This is a genomic window from Algoriphagus oliviformis (genome assembly GCF_017254915.1).
Lineage (GTDB): Bacteria > Bacteroidota > Bacteroidia > Cytophagales > Cyclobacteriaceae > Algoriphagus > Algoriphagus oliviformis.
This window is the reverse complement of the sequence record NZ_JAFKCT010000001.1, coordinates 88,451-103,539: the sequence shown is the minus strand read 5'-3', so window position 1 is coordinate 103,539 and position 15,089 is coordinate 88,451. Positions and strand designations below refer to the sequence as shown.

Genomic DNA, 15,089 nt, shown 5'->3' with positions numbered 1-15,089 from the left:
CGAAAGCCAGAGAAAATGGCTCGAATATTTTTTGGCGGTACGATTCGGGTTTTAGCCAAAAGCTTCGACATACAGAAGTTGTCGAAAAGCTATCCCCTTGATTCCTTGGAAAAAACGAATTAAAAAAATACTTTTTGCAAAGGGACAGAGCGACGGCGTTTTTTTAGATCAGTACAAGCACAGACGTCTCCAAATACTACATACCAAATACCACTTACCCAAAAGCCATGAACCGCCTTCGATACGTTCTGTTTTTTGCGCCAGCGCTCTTGCTCACCCTCGGCTGCGATGCCCAGCTCATGGCCGACCGGGACAAAAGCGGCGACATTCCCTTCAAAAAGACTGTACTTTTCGACCACTTCGTCACCGAGGGTGTGGCGGTCGGCGATGTAAACCAAGACGGTAAGATCGACGTGATGGCGGGGCCTTTTTGGTTTGAGGCACCTAGCTGGACCAGGCATGAGATCTACGAACCCAAACGCTACGTCCCCGAGAAGGAATGGAGCAACTCCATGCTGAACTTTGCCTTGGATGTCAATCATGACGGTTGGGTGGATTTGATTCGGGTGGATTTCCCGGGCAAAGCGGTCTATTGGCATGAGAACCCAAAAGGGAAAGATCAACATTGGCCGGTTCACATGATCCACGAAACCGTGGGCAACGAGTCGCCCAACTTCATCGACATGGACGGGGACGGTCGAAAGGACATCCTCTGCGGGGACGTGGCCAACAAGCAGATGATCTGGCTGAAAGCTCCGACCGATGCAGGCGACTTGATTTGGAAAAAGTACACCATCAGCCTTCCGGGTACGCCCGGTTCGGAAAACTTTTCCCACGGCTTGGGCTATTCCGACCTCAGCGGCGATGGGAAGCCGGACGTGATCGTGCGTGAGGGCTGGTGGGAAAATCCCGGCGATCCCACCCAGCCCCACTGGAACTGGCATCCTTCCAATCTTGGGGAACCAGCTTCGCACATGTATGCCGCGGACTTCAACCAAGACGGATTTGCCGATGTCTTCGCGGCTTCGGCCCATGAGCGGGGCATTTGGTGGTATGAAAACAAAGGGGATGGAAGCAGCCAAAACTTTGTCCGACACATCCTCACGGAGGAAATGTCCGAGACCCATGCGGTGGCCTTTGAAGACGTAAACGGGGATGGGCAAAAGGACTTTGTCACCGGCAAGCGCTACTATGCCCACATGCGGGAGGGCACGGGTGCTCTGGAGCCCGCCTATCTCTACTGGTTTGAGTATGTCGCAGGAAAGGAACCCCAGTGGCTAGCCCACCAGATCGACGACGATTCCGGAGTCGGCCTCAACGTGGTCGCCGAGGACATCAACGGAGATGGGCTTTTGGACGTGGTGATCGCCAACAAGAAAGGGATTTTTGTGTTTGAGCAGTTGGATTGAAAAAGTGGAAAACTTGAAGATTGGAAAATTCCACCGGCACTTTTAAAGCCAACCTACACTTCCGTCAAACCAATTATCAATAGACATTGATCAATTTTCAATAACCAATAACCTATTATTTCTAATAACACTCAGGTACTTCCTGTAATTTTTTCTTTATAATCCCGCTTAAAATCGGTAGGTTTTCGCCCAAATACTACCCTATGAAAAAGTACGTCTGGCCATTTTTAGCCCTTGGATTAAGCTACTGTCAAGAAAAAGCCGCTCCCCCTGCCCCGGTTTTGCCGGTGCCACACGAGCGCCAGATCGCTTGGCAGGAGATGCAGTTTTACGGTTTTGTCCATTTCAACATGAATACCTTCTCCGATCGGGAGTGGGGATTTGGGGACGAAAAGCCAGAGCAGTTTAATCCTACCGAGCTGGACGCCAGACAGTGGGCCCGCGTGGCCAAAGAAGCAGGCATGAAGGGCCTGATCATCACTGCCAAGCACCACGACGGTTTTGTGCTTTGGCCCTCGGCCTATACCGAGCACTCTGTAAAAAATAGCCCATGGCGTGATGGAAAAGGCGATTTGATCCGCGAATTCGTGGATGCCTGTAGGGAATACGGCCTGAAGGTGGGCATCTATTATTCCCCATGGGACCGCAACCATCCCGACTACGGCAAGCCGGAATATGTCACTTACATGAAAAACCAGCTCACCGAGCTCCTGACCAATTACGGGGAGATCTACGAGGTGTGGTTTGACGGAGCGAATGGCGGTGACGGCTGGTACGGCGGCGCCAACGAGGAGCGAAAAGTGGAGAAGCGAACCTACTACGACTGGCCGACCATGCATGCCCTGGTGCGTGAGCTGCAGCCCAACGCGATGATGTTCAGTGATGCGGGTCCGGACGTGCGATGGGTGGGCAACGAGCACGGCTTTGCCTACGAGACCACCTGGTCCAACCTGATGCGGGACTCCGTCTACGCCGGAATGCCCGGTTTTGAGAAATGGGCAGGCGGGCAGGAAAACGGAACCCACTGGGTGCCTGCCGAGTCTGACGTGAGTATCCGTCCGGGATGGTACTACCACCAATACGAAGACCACAAAGTGCGCTCCCTGCCGGATCTGATGGAGATCTATTACCATAGCATCGGCCAAAACAGCTCGCTGCTGATCAATTTCCCGGTCGATACTCGAGGTCTGATCCACGAGAAAGACGAGGAGGCTATCCTGAAGATGGCTGCCAAAGTGAAGGAAGATTTTGCGGTAAACCTGGCCAAAGACGCGAAGCTGCAAGCAAGCGCGGATCGCGGCTATGGCTATGAGGCAAAAAACCTCAACGACGGTGACTTTGACACCTACTGGACCACGGCAGACGGACAGGTGCAGGCGTCCGTGGAGATCGACTTTGGAAAGGAAGTCTCCTTCAACCGCCTTCTGCTCCAAGAGTATGTGAACTTGGGACAGCGTGTGAAGTCTTTTTCCCTGGAAAAAGAAGCCAATGGCAGCTGGGAAAAAATCGCCGAAGGCACCACGATCGGCTACAAGCGCATCCTGAGATTTGACGATACCCAAGCCCAGAAAATCCGGGTGAATTTCCTTGATGCCAAAGACATTCCAGTAATCTCCGAAATCGGGGTTTATTCGGCTCCAGCCCTGCTTTTTCCTCCCAAAATCGAAAGAACTCCGGCAGGCAAGGTCAGCATTGCCGCTGCCGAGTCGGATCTGGAAATCTACTACACCACGGATGGCTCGGCCCCCGAAAAGGGCAAAAACGCCTATTCCGGGGATTTTGACGTGCTTTCTGCCCAGACTGTCCAGGCGATTGCGGTAGATCCAAAAACCAGGAATGTCTCCGAGGTCGCCCGTGTGGATTTTGACCTGCCAAAAGCCGGATGGAAAGTGGCTAGCTCGGACGAACGCTCCGGCCGCGCCATCGACGAAAACATCCACTCCTACTACACGACTGAAAACGACGTCTTCCAGGTTGACTTGGGCACAACTGCAGCACTGAGCGGCATCTCCTACTTCCCCATGCAGGCGCGCTATCCGAGTGGATTCATCGCGGACTACACCGTGGAGGTGAGCGAAAACGGCAGCTCTTGGAAGGAAGTCGCCCGGGGCGAATTCTCCAACATCGCGGCCAGCCCCATCGAGCAATATGTGCGCTTCGATAAGGTGCCTGCCCGCTACGTGCGCCTGAAATCCCTGAAAACCACCGACGGCAACAAGGCCACCGTGGGGGAATTCGGCGTGATCACCCGCTAATACTGAAAACAATTTTGTGGATTCTGGGCAAATTGGCTACTTTCTCGGCTCAATTTGCCTAGAGCCCAAACAATCAACCTATGAACAGACGCATCGCCCTGCGGCATCTGGCTTTGATCTCGGGAGGACTTGTACTGATTCCTTCCTGTGATTTCAGCAAAGAGGACATCCTCGCCGCGTACGACAATCTCAAAGTCACCGCCTCCCAAAAGACGCTTTTGGGCTTGATCTCCGACACCATCATCCCGGCTGGGGAGATCAAGGGAGCCCTCGATTTGGAGGTGCCTGATTTTATCCTGGTCATGGTAGACGATTGTTTTACCCAGGAAAACCAGGAGAAATTTTCCGCAGGTCTCGCCGCCTTCCCCGAACAGGTGAAAGCAGCCACCGGGAAGAAGTTTGAGGAGCTTTCTACCAAGGAAAAAGAAGAGGCCATCCTCGCGGCGACCAAGCTGGAAGGGGACGATACCGAGGAGGGGAAAAAGAAAGCCGCCGTGGCCTATTTCCTCAATTCCACCAAAAGACTGACCATCCAAGGCTACATGGCCTCCGAATACATCCAAACCGAAGTCATCCCCTATTCCCTCATTCCCGGTGAATACAATGGAGCAGTTCTCATCTCCGACCTCCAAAAACCAAGAGTAAATGGCTAATCTGAATATCCGCAACAAACAGGAACGAACCTATCAGGCTATTGTCATCGGGTCGGGGATCAGCGGAAGCTGGGCAGCCAAAGAGCTGAGCGAGCTGGGTGTAAAAACCCTGATGCTGGAGCGTGGCCGCAATGTCGAGCATGGCAAGGACTATCCGACCACGACCATGCTTCCTTACGAATTTGAGCACCGTGGACAGATCCCCGAGAAGATCAAGGAGGAAAACCCCGTGGTCAGCCGCTGCTATGCCTTTCGCGAGGATGCGATGCATTTTTTTGTGAAAGACAAAGAGCATCCCTACGTGCAGGAGAAGCCTTTTGACTGGATCCGTGGCTATCAGGTAGGAGGAAAATCCCTGCTGTGGGCGCGCCAAGTGCAGCGCTGGTCCGACTTTGACTTCGAAGGGCCGGCCAGAGACGGATTTGCCGTGGACTGGCCGATCAGGTACAAGGACATCGAAAAGTGGTACAGCTATGTCGAGAAATTTGCCGGAGTCTCCGGTTTCAAGGACGGCATAGACGTACTGCCGGACGGGGAGTTCCTTCCCGGATATGAGCTCAACATCGTGGAAAAACACTTTGCGGAGCAGCTGAAAAAAAACTACGGCGGTACCCGCCACATGATCTCTGCCCGCTGCGCGCACATCCACGGCAATGCGGAATATTACGCCCAACAAGGCAGAACGCTTTGCCAAAACCGAAACCTCTGCCAGCGGGGCTGTCCCTTTGGGGGCTACTTCAGCGCCAACTCTTCAACCATCCCCTGGGCCTTGAAGACCGGAAACCTGACCCTGAGACCGGACTCGGTGGTGCACTCGATCATCTATGACGAGGAAAAAGGCAAGGCGACCGGCGTTCGCGTGGTGGATCGCCTGACCAAGGAGACCGAGGAGTTTTACGCGGATGTGATTTTCCTAAACGCCGCCGCCCTAAACTCCAACCTGGTTCTGCTCAACTCCACCTCCAACCGCTTTCCCAATGGCCTAGGCAACGACAACGGCCTACTTGGCAAGTACGTCGCTTTCCACAACTACCGCGCACAAGTGTCCGGGACTTGGGAAGGACACAGCGAATACACCACTTCGGGCGGGCGTCCGACCAGCGGCTATTTCCCCAGATTCCGAAACGTGTACAAGCAGGAGACCGACTTCCTGCGCGGCTATGCGGCGGGCTTCTCCGCCAGCCGAGGAGTCAGGTCAAGCCAAGACGGAATCGGCATGGAGCTCAAAAACAGCCTGCTCAATCCAGACCAATATGGCCCTTGGCACGTGGGTTCGCACATGATGGGCGAAACTATCCCCAAGGAAAGCAACTACGTCGCGCTCGACATGAGCCAAAAAGACGAATGGGGCATGCCGCTGCTCAAAGTTAGCGTGGACTACGACGACAATGACGAGAAGATGATCAAGGACTACCAGGAGCAGATGTCTGAGATGTTTGAAAAGGCCGGGATCACCAATATCCGGGTCAATGACGACCATAGAATCCCAGGCCTCGATATCCACGAGATGGGAGGCGTGCGCATGGGCAGAGACCCCAAGACCTCACTTTTGAATGCCAATCACCAGCTCCACGCCGTACCCAACGTGTACGTGACGGATGGAGCTTCTATGACCTCCACTTCTACGCAAAACCCTTCCCTGACCTACATGGCCTTTGCAGCGAGAGCTGCGCACCATGCGGTGGCAGAAAGCAAAAAGTGAAGGCTGAAAGCTGAAATTCAAAATCTGGATGTTGACGACGTCGGAGAAATTGATTTTTGAGTTGTGAGCCCAGTTTATAGCCCTGAATTGGGCGAGGATGTCCCCTGTTGTCATAGGGACTGATTTTTCTGATTTGTACCATTTGGGGCGGGGGCGGGCTTGTGTCTTGGCAATTTCTGAGGCCAGCAAAAGCATGGAATGAAAGGCGGTGAGGAATGATGCCGGGCGGACGATGGCCAGTTTCAGGTGTCTAGCAAATAGCCAAACTAAAGGAAACAGCAAAAGCGGTCGCTAGACCGCTTTTGCTGTCTTGGGACACTTGGTGAAATCGACAGCTTTTCTCAGAAATCAAGTTTCAGTTGTCCCCCAGTTCCCTTTTTTCCTCGAAAAACAAAAGTTGTGACTTTTTCAAAACGGTTTCTCTGTTCATGATGAAAAGGTCTACGTAGTAGTAACATTTCATTGACGTCGGAGGAAGCTTTGAATGCTTTGTCCTTCCAGTCTCGCCAAGCATTTTCAAATTGCTCGGCGTTCATAGATCTCGCGATTGTCAGGTGAGCATTGAATGAAAAATGGGAGTTGTCGTTATTGAAGCGGCTCGATGAGTCCCTCGAACCCTTTGACAGCTCATGGAAAGGTTCTTTGTTGGCGATATCGAGAAATACTACTTTCTTCGGGAAACTTCCGAAACCATCAAACTCAGCTGTAAAGGGTGTGACAGTCATCGCAAATTCCCTTAGCTTATCGACAATTTTTGATTCCAGTTTTTTACGAAGCAAAAAAGTGCCAACGGTGATGTGGGGAGAAAGCATGTCCGCCTGGAGGCAACGGTAGTTCTTAGTAAACAATCGCTTTAGGTTCCAAGCGAAACGGCCAACTGTCTCGTTGGGGGTGGTCAGCAACAGATATTCATAGACGCGTTCCGATGCCAAATACTTTGGTTTTTCGTTTCCCATGATAAAGATGACTGGTTGGAATTGTCAGCTGAAAGTAGAAGTCTCTATTGCTCGACTTCCTCTACCTGCGCTATTTCATAGGCATTTTTGCCATCGACTTGGACTGGCAAGTAGTAGGTGTCGCCATATTTCACGTAGGTCTGGTCGCCAACTTTTACTTCTTCGGCACCCTCGGGCAGATTGTCCACCACCGCCCCCGCCGGAGGAGGGACTACCGTGTATTCACCGTTTTCTTTCTCGTAGAAAGTCCCTCCATAGTAGTAGTTGTTTACGGTAGGGCTGACCTCCACCGTCTGTGCGTCGCTGGGGATGACCTTTACCGTGGCGCCTTGTGGGGCTTCCACTGCCACGTATCCACCATCCGATTCGGTGTAAAAGACTCCCTCATCGTAGTGGTATTTCTGGTTTTCGACGCTGACGACGATCGCGGTGACCGCCAGGGTTGCCACGAAGAATCCCCATGGGTGCCAAGCAGGGCCCCAATAGAAAGGCGTGTAGGGATGATAGTAGTAAGGACGGAAGCATGAAAATCCATACCCTCCCCAAACCACCGGGGGGCGGGGGTAGGGACGATAGGGAGGGCGATAGGCCACATTTCGGGTATTTCTTACATTGATGTTGACGTTTCTGCTGTTGTCGATGTTGACTCGGTTTCCCACATTCGTGTTGTTACCCACCCGATTTCCCGAGTTGTTGCCCACTCGGTTTCCGTTGTTGCTGCCGACTTTGTTGTCCTTGACACTGGCCACCTTGCTGTTGTTGGCCGGTTTGGAAGTCACCCTGCTGGAGCCCCCGTTGACGGTGGCTCGGGAACTGGAATTGGCGGGTCTGGTGGAGGTCTGAGGCCGGGAGCTGGTGGCCGGTCTTGAGGTAGCACGGCTCGGCGTACGGGAGGGGGGCTGGGTGCGCTGGGGTGCGCTGCGGGTAGTGGTGGGTCTGGCTCCACCTCGTCCTGAAGCGGCACCGTGCATGCGCTGCGCTGAGGCAAAGTCCGGCAGGATCAGCATTGCCATGATTCCCATCATCAATATTGCGAGTTTGGTCTTGTTCGTTTTCATAGGCTTAGCTTAAAATGTTCAGTCCTTTTTTATCCAAGTGATCTGTCGGGCACTGGGAGGAGGCAAAAATTCAAAAATGGAAGAAGGATACTCGCGATTGAGCTCCCAGTCGTAGAAGTCGGTTTCGTGTTGGTGGGAGTAGGGGCCATCCAAGTAGGTGATCAGCACCTTGCGGGGTAGGAAATAGCCGTCGTCGGAGATCCAGAGCTGAAAAGTGGCGTTGGCATTGGCTGCGCCGATATGGAAGGCGCGAGTGCCGTCGATGTGGGTGACTCCCAAAAACTCGACATGGTCCATCTCTTCGACAAAGTCTTTGGAAAAAGATGGGTAGAAAAGATCCGCCAAGGTCATCTCCACGCCAAAGTCGTCGTACAGCCAGGCGATGGTTTCGATCAGGTTGTTGGGGGCGTCAGCGACCGCATACAGGTTGTTGGCAAAGGAATAATACACGACCTGCGAGCCGTTGTAGCTGTATAGGTCGTCTTTTTCCTCGCCGGACACCCGCACCGAAAACTTGTCCGGACCGAGAAAGCGGGCTTTGCTGGAGCCAAATTCCTTGATGAAGAAGTCTTCGGAGTAAACGACGTCCTTGGCTACGTCTGTGCTGAACCCTACCGACTTCAGCTCGCCAAACAAGCCGCTCATCTTGTCCAAGATCATGACAGCGGTGGAGTCTATTTTTCCTTCCTGGGCTTGCGCAAAGTGGCTTGTGAAAATCAGCGCCAGCCCCAAACAAATCTTTTTGAGCATAGGTAAAAATTATGGTAAATGAAAAAACGCTTTCTAAAGCTAGCGAATCGAGCGGGGATTGTTATTACCGAATAGTTAAAAAGAAAAGCAAGCGTGTTTAGTTTTTGCAAAAAAAGGGACACTTCGGAGCAATGCATAGCGGTGAACGGACTCTTGGCCCTGCCTCGCCTGATCGGATTTTGTTTGCCTGGAGAGAAGGTTTGTCAGATTTTTCGGCTGAGCCAGGTCAGGAAACCGAATGCCAGCAGGAGCTTCAGGCAGATCGCGAGGAAAAAATAGACGAGGATAGTGTCGGGGTTTTGTCCGGGCACCAAGTCGGCTAAGCCAGCGTCAAACTCCCAATCCCATCCTGTGAAAAAGCCCTCCGAGGCCAAGTAGGCCATGTATCCGCTGCCCATCAGGAGAAGGGCCAACAGCGCTTGGGCGATTTTCACGAATGTCTTGCCCAGAAGGGCGCCGGGGTCGGAAAGGGAAAGTGTCGCGCTCATGGGGTGGGAGTTTGCTCCAAGGTAGCAAAAACAAAAAAAGGAATCCAGAGATGGATTCCTTTTTGGGATATCGGGCAAGACGGATCTTAGTGTCTTGGTCTGATTTTTTCCTTGATACGTGCAGCTTTACCCTGACGTCCTCTCAGGTAGAACAGACGGGCTCTTCTCACTTTACCTTCTCTCAACAGGTCGATTTGCTCGATGGCTGGGGAGATGATAGGGAAGATACGCTCTACGCCTACACCGTTGGAGATTTTGCGTACGGTGAACGTCTCACCGTTGCTGTTAGGGTTTTTGCGCTGGATCACAGTTCCCTGAAACTGCTGGATACGCTCCTTGTTACCTTCTTTGATACGTACGTGTACGTTGATGGTATCACCGGCTTTGAAAGAAGGGAATTTAGCTCTTACCTCGCTGTATTCCGCCTCTACAATTTTCATTAGATCGCTCATAGCTTTATGTTTTTATGCTTTCGCAGTTCCCGCCGCAGCGGTTTAAATGAATTACTTTTTTATACTCTTGCCTCGCCTACTCCCATCCGCTGCCCTCGAGCAGGTCAGGGCGTTTTTCCTTGGTGCGGCGAACCGACGCTTCAAATCTCCACTGGTTTATCTTGGCTTCATGGCCTGACAGCAGTACTTCCGGTACGCCCATTCCCTCGTATTCCGCGGGGCGGGTGTACACTGGCGGCGCCAGCAGGCCATCCTGGAAGGAGTCCGTCAATGCCGAGGTCTCGTCATTGAGCACGCCAGGGATCAGCCGGATGATGGCATCGGCGACTACCGCCGCGGCCAGCTCCCCTCCGGAGAGGACAAAGTCCCCTATGCTGATTTCCCGGGTGATGAACTTGTCCCGCACGCGCTGATCGACCCCCTTGTAGTGACCGCAGAGGATCAGGAGGTTTTTCTGCAGCGAGAGCGAGTTGGCCATGGGCTGGTCAAAGGTGTCTCCGTCAGGCGTCATGTAGATGATCTCATCATACGTTCGGTCTTTTTGGAGCGCCTCGATGCATCGGGCGATGGGCTCGATCATCATGACCATCCCGGCACCTCCGCCAAAGGCATAGTCATCGACTTGGCTTTGCTTGCCGATGGCATAGTCGCGGAGATTATGCACTCGGACGGTAGCGAGTCCCTTGTCCTCTGCTCTTTTCAGAATAGAGTGCGAAAAAGGTCCCTCCAGCAGGCCCGGCACCACGGTGATGATGTCTATGTGCATGGCTCAGTCTTCCAGATAGATGTCAAGTAAACCTTCGGGCAGTTGGCAGAAAACTTTTTTTGCTGCCTTGTCCACCTGGGAGATGATGCCATCCTGTATGGGGATAAGCACTTCCTTGCCCTGGTGGATGACCCCGAGGAGATCCTGTGTTTCCAGGTCGTAGATGACTTGTACGGGTCCGATCAGTCCCAAAGTCTGGTCTATGACTTCAAAACCGACCAGCTCGTGGTAGTAGTATTGGTCGTCTTCGAGCTGGGGGAGTTCGGTCAGGGGGAGAAAAGCCTCCGCGCCCACCAGGTTTTCCACCGACTCTATCGTGTCCAGTTCCTCAAACTTGGCCAAAGCCTTTCCTCCGGGCTGGATCACAAAGTGCTCCAGGAAGAAGGGGACCAAGCGGCCTTTCTGTTCGAGGAAGAGGTGCTCCAATCCCTCGTAATCCTCGGGATAGTCTACATCAAGCACCACATTCACTTCACCACGAAGTCCATGAACTTTGGCAATTCTGCCTACTTGAAAGCACTGATCCTTGTTCATGGAGGGTTGTTCTATTAAGCTTCAGCTTCTCCGCCTTCTGCAGGAGCTTCGGTAGCGGCCTCTTCGGCGGCTGGAGCTTCAGCAGCAGCTGCGGCAGCTTTTGCTTCTTCTTCTCTTGCTTTGATAGCGTCCAGACGAGCCTGGTTTTTGGCAGTCTCGGCAGCCAGTGCTTTTGCACGGACATCAGCCTTGGCAGCAGCCAGCTTGTCAGACTTGGAAGCGATTTTCGCGTCTTTCTCCTGCAGCCAAGCGCCGAATTTGGCGTCCGCCTGCTCTTGGGAGATCGCGCCTTTCAGGACACCGATCTGCAGGTGTTTTTTCAGCATGATACCTCTGTAGGAAAGCATCGCTTTCACGGTATCGGTAGGCTGAGCTCCGTTCAACAACCAGGTAAGAGCGCGCTCATTGTTGATGTTGATGGAAGCGGGGTTTGTGTTCGGATTGTAAGTTCCGATTTTCTCGATGAAGCGTCCATCTCGTGGAGCTCTTGCATCAGCTACAACGACGTCATAGATGGCTTGCTTTTTTCTGCCTCGACGTGCTAATCTGATTTTTACGGACATAATTTTTTAGATTAAGTGAGTGGATGGAACCCGTCCATCCTAATTTTGGAGTGCAAAGATAGGGTAAATGATTGGAAACGCACAAGTTGCCTTCGGAATATTTGCCTGTAATTTCAGAATTCGTTTATCTTGCGGCTCGAAAACCGACGCTCCGGCAAAAGCCTGGGTCGTTTTCCGGAGATTCGATCCCGTACGGGCTTGTACCTGCCTGCCGGCAAGCAGGGTCCAACGGATAGAGCAAGCGTTTCCTAAGCGCTATTTGGCCTTGTAGTTCAACGGATAGAACAAGCGTTTCCTAAACGCTAGATCTAGGTTCGATTCCTAGCTAGGCTACAAAAAAAAACCGTCTCTACGCCATGTGGAGGCGGGTTTTTTAAAATGGGGGGTCGGTCTGGGGATCGAATTGGGAGGAACTGATTAAAAAATAGTATGTAATTTTATTTAGTTTAAAAATCCCTTTGCTCAATAATTGGTGAGTACCAACAAATGCAACTTGGGAAAAAGGGGATTTTAGGGACTTTGTCCAATTCTTTCCATGAGTATTTCGTTGACCTTATTTTACTGCACTTTTGACATCTTGAGTCGTTACCGGTCATTACTTCCACTCCTTTATATCCGTATTTCGTTTTGTCACGGTAGGTAAGGATTTCTTGAAGTTCTGCCTTGTTGTAGCAAGTAAATTGGACGTAGTGAACAAACAGACTAACTATATCTCGTTGACTTGTTGGGTCTAGATTTCCTGCAAATCCATCCGGCTGATCTCTTAGATAACGCTCAATGAATTTGCTTTCAAAGTCAGGTAGTTTCAGAAGAATCCTGTCTTCAAGCTTATGAGACTGTGAATAACCGTATCGAAATAGATTAGAAGTAGCCAGTTCGGATCTAATTTCCTCGACATGATTTTTCAGTAAATTTTCATCAAATTCAAACTCCCTCATTAGCTTGGTTGAGAGCTTTTCCTTTTCGGAAAATCCAAGATTCCAATCTTTTCCCATTCCAATGGGTCGGGCTGAGTTGCTAAAAAATGTCGCTACGAGCTTAAAGGCATCTTCAAATTTTTTTAAGAAAATTAGTTCGTAGATCTTGTCATAAAATCCGTCTAATTCTTTGTTGAATCTTTTTCTTTGTTGAATCTTTCATTTTCAAGAAAGACAAATTCCTTTCCGTTGGCGGTTAAAAGGATTCTCTCTAGTTTCGATTTTGGACTTTTAAGGTTGTTTGGGTTGATATTTGATACAATCCGATCTATCAAATCGTCTTTTTTTCCTGAAACCTTTAAATCATTATCCCTTAAGATTTCTTTTAATTCTGGAAGCAAAAACTCTCTCTTCAGATTTTCTTCTACTGTTGAGATTCTTAGATAGCCTTTCTCGAAAAGTTGGCTCACTTTCTTACCATTTTCTTTTAAAATGGGGTAATTCGCCATTTCCTCCCTTAAGACCTTATTCGCCATTTGTAGTAGTACCGCATCTAGACTTTCTTTGGGGAGGTCATCAGGTTGCGAATTGGAGAGGTCTTCTGAATTCGAAATGTTGAAAAGTTTTTTTAGAAACAGCATTTTAAAATTTTTAGGTGGGGCGGGTGTTTTCCAGCTTTGCCGATTTTCTCCAATAGTTTCAGGTATTTCTTAGTCGGCTTTTCGGAGTAAAACCTCCTTCGAATATAAATTTAGCTAGGCTACAAAAAACCGCTTTCATTAAGTTGGAGGCGGTTTTTGTTTTGGGAAGAAAGAATCCCTTGCACTAGCCGGCGTGGGCTGCTAAAACGTATAGGCCACTCCCAGGCTGAGTCCAAAGCTGTTGTATCCATTGATCTTGAAATCGTACACCAGACTGGCCAGGAGCTCGAGCCGCTCCCGGATCTCCATCGAAGGCTCTATCCCCAGCCTCACCATTGCGAAATTCTCTTCTTTGGCAAATTCCCCTCCGGCCCCAGCAAACAGGGTGAGGTATTCCCAAGGCCGGTACCCAGCGACGAAAATGCTGGACAAGGGAGTGGATCGGGTAATCACCTGTCCGTTGCCTTCCTCGGATTCCACTTCGAAATCGCTCAGGATAAGTTCGTTTTGCATCCCGATGTTCCAGCGGGGATTGATCCGGTAGTTGTAGTCTAGGGCCCAGCTTGGCAGAGCCAGCCACTTTTTTTGTCCTTCTTGAAAACCTTTGGCTACTTGGATGTGGCCCAGGCCTACCGATACACTATGTTTTCTCGGCAGTTCGGTCTCTTCTGCCCGTTCTTCCTGTGCTCGGCAAGGATGGTAAACCAAGAGGAAGGCCAGCAGCATGGCAATGCCAATTGCCATAAGGGGGTGTTTTTTGGAGTTGTCCATAGACCTATTGGTTTTTTTCGAAAGGATAGATGGTTTTCCAGTCACTCTTCATGTCCACCAGGGTCCAGCCCTTTGCTTTAGCCTCATCCAGGCCGGTGTCAAACCTGCCAATGGGCGAGTCCCGATCGTAGGCCCACTCCCGGATGGAGTCGGTGTGGTGAACGTAGAGCTTGAGGGTTTTGAGCTTGTTGGAGTCGGTCCAGCGCAGCATTTGCAGGTCTCCATCAGAATTGCCCGCGGCAAAAACAGGCCTGCGGCCGATGTATCGGTTGATTCCCACGGGCTTGCCCTCCTTGTCGTCTATGAGGTCGATCTTTGCGAGGCGCTTGATTATCGGGTTGCCGTCGTTGTACTCGTATTCGGTTTGGATGCTGCTGCCGACCACCTGGTCTTTGGGGATTCCATAGACGCTTTCCACCCAAGGACGCATAAACTCTATCCCCCCGCCGGAGACGATGAAGACTTTGAAGTCATTTGCCCGCAAGAAGTCCAGCAGCTCCAGCATGGGCTGATACACCAGCTCGGTGAAGCGCCTCTTTTTGACCGGATGCTGGGCGGTAGCGACCCAGCTGGTCACCAGGCTGTCAAACTCATCGGTCGTCGTCCCCGCATGGGTAGCCATTACGATTTCCAGAAGGCCTTTTTCCCCTTGCTGCATGAGCGTTTCCATGTCGTTTTCGAGCACGGCCTTAAACGGCTGCTGGTTTTTCCAGCCGGGGTGCGTGGCTGCCAAGGCCTGCACGCGATCTAGGGCAAAGTAAAACTGGAAGTAGATCGGCTGCTCGGACCAGAGCGTGCCGTCGTTGTCAAAGGTAGCGATGCGGTCGGCCACAGGAATGAAGCTGGAGCTAGTGCTGTCGGTGACCTCCTCGACGTAGGCGATGATGGCTTGCTTGCGCGGCCCATCGACCCAGGAGGGAAGCGGATCGGTGGCAGCGGGGAGGGGCGTGTCCGTGCTTTGCTCCGCGGGCGGCGAACATGCCTGAAGTAGTCCCACGACAAAAAGCACGACAAAACAGAACTGGACGCTTGGGTTGGATTTCATGGTATGGTGGTTAAAAATCTGGTCTTCCAAAAAAACGAGACAGGGGCGACGCCAGCAAGGGGGCTTGGTCTTAGAGGGAGCCGTCTGTACAAAATCCAAATTAATGAAAAATAACCACAAGAAAATCCG

The 15,089-nt window shown here is 51.5% G+C and carries 16 protein-coding genes and 1 tRNA gene; 5 read left to right on the top strand and 12 right to left on the bottom strand.

Annotation, left to right across the window (positions count from 1 at the left end):
• The first annotated feature begins 227 nt into the window (after window positions 1-227).
• The 4 genes from J0A68_RS00475 to J0A68_RS00460 all read left to right on the top strand — a co-directional run bounded on the left by J0A68_RS00475 (window position 228) and on the right by J0A68_RS00460 (window position 6,019).
• Window positions 228-1,409, top strand: a complete 1,182-nt coding sequence (locus J0A68_RS00475) for an FG-GAP repeat domain-containing protein (RefSeq protein WP_206576213.1) — start codon at window positions 228-230, stop codon at window positions 1,407-1,409.
• 203 nt (window positions 1,410-1,612) lie between these two features.
• A complete protein-coding gene (locus tag J0A68_RS00470; protein ID WP_206576212.1) occupies window positions 1,613-3,664 on the top strand; it encodes an alpha-L-fucosidase in 2,052 nt (683 codons plus the stop codon).
• A gap of 80 nt (window positions 3,665-3,744) precedes the next feature.
• Window positions 3,745-4,317 (top strand): gluconate 2-dehydrogenase subunit 3 family protein, encoded by a 573-nt coding sequence (locus J0A68_RS00465; protein ID WP_206576211.1) that lies wholly within the window; start codon window positions 3,745-3,747, stop codon window positions 4,315-4,317.
• On the top strand, window positions 4,310-6,019 hold the full coding sequence (locus J0A68_RS00460) for a GMC oxidoreductase (RefSeq protein WP_206576210.1): 1,710 nt from the start codon (window positions 4,310-4,312) through the stop codon (window positions 6,017-6,019). The genes J0A68_RS00465 and J0A68_RS00460 overlap by 8 nt, the downstream gene beginning before the upstream one ends.
• A 341-nt stretch (window positions 6,020-6,360) precedes the next feature.
• Here the strand turns inward: J0A68_RS00460 and J0A68_RS00455 are convergent, their stop codons facing one another.
• The 8 genes from J0A68_RS00455 to J0A68_RS00420 form a co-directional block, all read right to left on the bottom strand.
• The gene (locus J0A68_RS00455) at window positions 6,361-6,975 is read right to left on the bottom strand and encodes a 2'-5' RNA ligase family protein (RefSeq protein WP_206576209.1); all 615 of its coding nucleotides are present in this window, start codon (window positions 6,973-6,975) and stop codon (window positions 6,361-6,363) included.
• A gap of 44 nt (window positions 6,976-7,019) precedes the next feature.
• Window positions 7,020-8,033 (bottom strand): DUF6515 family protein, encoded by a 1,014-nt coding sequence (locus J0A68_RS00450; RefSeq protein WP_206576208.1) that lies wholly within the window; start codon window positions 8,031-8,033, stop codon window positions 7,020-7,022.
• Between the two features lie 18 nt (window positions 8,034-8,051).
• Window positions 8,052-8,783, bottom strand: coding sequence for a DUF2092 domain-containing protein (locus J0A68_RS00445; protein ID WP_206576207.1), 732 nt, complete (start codon window positions 8,781-8,783; stop codon window positions 8,052-8,054).
• 203 nt (window positions 8,784-8,986) lie between these two features.
• A complete protein-coding gene (locus J0A68_RS00440) occupies window positions 8,987-9,271 on the bottom strand; it encodes a hypothetical protein (RefSeq protein ID WP_206576206.1) in 285 nt (94 codons plus the stop codon).
• 86 nt (window positions 9,272-9,357) lie between these two features.
• On the bottom strand, window positions 9,358-9,723 hold the full coding sequence (gene rplS / locus J0A68_RS00435) for a 50S ribosomal protein L19 (protein ID WP_206576205.1): 366 nt from the start codon (window positions 9,721-9,723) through the stop codon (window positions 9,358-9,360).
• Between the two features lie 76 nt (window positions 9,724-9,799).
• Window positions 9,800-10,489, bottom strand: coding sequence for a tRNA (guanosine(37)-N1)-methyltransferase TrmD (gene trmD / locus J0A68_RS00430; protein WP_206576204.1), 690 nt, complete (start codon window positions 10,487-10,489; stop codon window positions 9,800-9,802).
• A gap of 3 nt (window positions 10,490-10,492) precedes the next feature.
• A complete protein-coding gene (rimM, locus tag J0A68_RS00425; RefSeq protein WP_206576203.1) occupies window positions 10,493-11,023 on the bottom strand; it encodes a ribosome maturation factor RimM in 531 nt (176 codons plus the stop codon).
• 14 nt (window positions 11,024-11,037) lie between these two features.
• On the bottom strand, window positions 11,038-11,586 hold the full coding sequence (locus J0A68_RS00420; protein WP_206576202.1) for a 30S ribosomal protein S16: 549 nt from the start codon (window positions 11,584-11,586) through the stop codon (window positions 11,038-11,040).
• 261 nt (window positions 11,587-11,847) lie between these two features.
• On the opposite strand from J0A68_RS00420, the gene J0A68_RS00415 reads away from it, so the two are divergent.
• Window positions 11,848-11,919, top strand: a tRNA-Arg gene (locus tag J0A68_RS00415).
• 113 nt (window positions 11,920-12,032) lie between these two features.
• Here the strand turns inward: J0A68_RS00415 and J0A68_RS00410 are convergent.
• The 4 genes from J0A68_RS00410 to J0A68_RS00395 all read right to left on the bottom strand — a co-directional run bounded on the left by J0A68_RS00410 (window position 12,033) and on the right by J0A68_RS00395 (window position 14,960).
• Window positions 12,033-12,581, bottom strand: a complete 549-nt coding sequence (locus J0A68_RS00410; protein WP_206576201.1) for a hypothetical protein — start codon at window positions 12,579-12,581, stop codon at window positions 12,033-12,035.
• 104 nt (window positions 12,582-12,685) lie between these two features.
• Window positions 12,686-13,144 (bottom strand): SAP domain-containing protein, encoded by a 459-nt coding sequence (locus tag J0A68_RS00405; protein ID WP_206576200.1) that lies wholly within the window; start codon window positions 13,142-13,144, stop codon window positions 12,686-12,688.
• A gap of 201 nt (window positions 13,145-13,345) precedes the next feature.
• On the bottom strand, window positions 13,346-13,888 hold the full coding sequence (locus tag J0A68_RS00400) for a hypothetical protein (protein ID WP_206576199.1): 543 nt from the start codon (window positions 13,886-13,888) through the stop codon (window positions 13,346-13,348).
• Window positions 13,889-13,919: 31 nt separating this feature from the next.
• Window positions 13,920-14,960: an HAD family hydrolase gene (locus J0A68_RS00395; protein ID WP_206576198.1), complete on the bottom strand. Its 1,041-nt coding sequence runs from the start codon at window positions 14,958-14,960 to the stop codon at window positions 13,920-13,922.
• Window positions 14,961-15,089 lie beyond the last annotated feature (129 nt).

Coding starts and splice junctions, on each gene's coding strand:
- J0A68_RS00475 (WP_206576213.1), top strand. CDS start 228: ATGAACCGCCTTCGATACGTTCTGTTTTTTGCGCCAGCGCTCTTGCTC.
- J0A68_RS00470 (WP_206576212.1), top strand. CDS start 1,613: ATGAAAAAGTACGTCTGGCCATTTTTAGCCCTTGGATTAAGCTACTGT.
- J0A68_RS00465 (WP_206576211.1), top strand. CDS start 3,745: ATGAACAGACGCATCGCCCTGCGGCATCTGGCTTTGATCTCGGGAGGA.
- J0A68_RS00460 (WP_206576210.1), top strand. CDS start 4,310: ATGGCTAATCTGAATATCCGCAACAAACAGGAACGAACCTATCAGGCT.
- J0A68_RS00455 (WP_206576209.1), bottom strand. CDS start 6,975: ATGGGAAACGAAAAACCAAAGTATTTGGCATCGGAACGCGTCTATGAA.
- J0A68_RS00450 (WP_206576208.1), bottom strand. CDS start 8,033: ATGAAAACGAACAAGACCAAACTCGCAATATTGATGATGGGAATCATG.
- J0A68_RS00445 (WP_206576207.1), bottom strand. CDS start 8,783: ATGCTCAAAAAGATTTGTTTGGGGCTGGCGCTGATTTTCACAAGCCAC.
- J0A68_RS00440 (WP_206576206.1), bottom strand. CDS start 9,271: ATGAGCGCGACACTTTCCCTTTCCGACCCCGGCGCCCTTCTGGGCAAG.
- rplS (WP_206576205.1), bottom strand. CDS start 9,723: ATGAGCGATCTAATGAAAATTGTAGAGGCGGAATACAGCGAGGTAAGA.
- trmD (WP_206576204.1), bottom strand. CDS start 10,489: ATGCACATAGACATCATCACCGTGGTGCCGGGCCTGCTGGAGGGACCT.
- rimM (WP_206576203.1), bottom strand. CDS start 11,023: ATGAACAAGGATCAGTGCTTTCAAGTAGGCAGAATTGCCAAAGTTCAT.
- J0A68_RS00420 (WP_206576202.1), bottom strand. CDS start 11,586: ATGTCCGTAAAAATCAGATTAGCACGTCGAGGCAGAAAAAAGCAAGCC.
- J0A68_RS00410 (WP_206576201.1), bottom strand. CDS start 12,581: ATGGGAAAAGATTGGAATCTTGGATTTTCCGAAAAGGAAAAGCTCTCA.
- J0A68_RS00405 (WP_206576200.1), bottom strand. CDS start 13,144: ATGCTGTTTCTAAAAAAACTTTTCAACATTTCGAATTCAGAAGACCTC.
- J0A68_RS00400 (WP_206576199.1), bottom strand. CDS start 13,888: ATGGCAATTGGCATTGCCATGCTGCTGGCCTTCCTCTTGGTTTACCAT.
- J0A68_RS00395 (WP_206576198.1), bottom strand. CDS start 14,960: ATGAAATCCAACCCAAGCGTCCAGTTCTGTTTTGTCGTGCTTTTTGTC.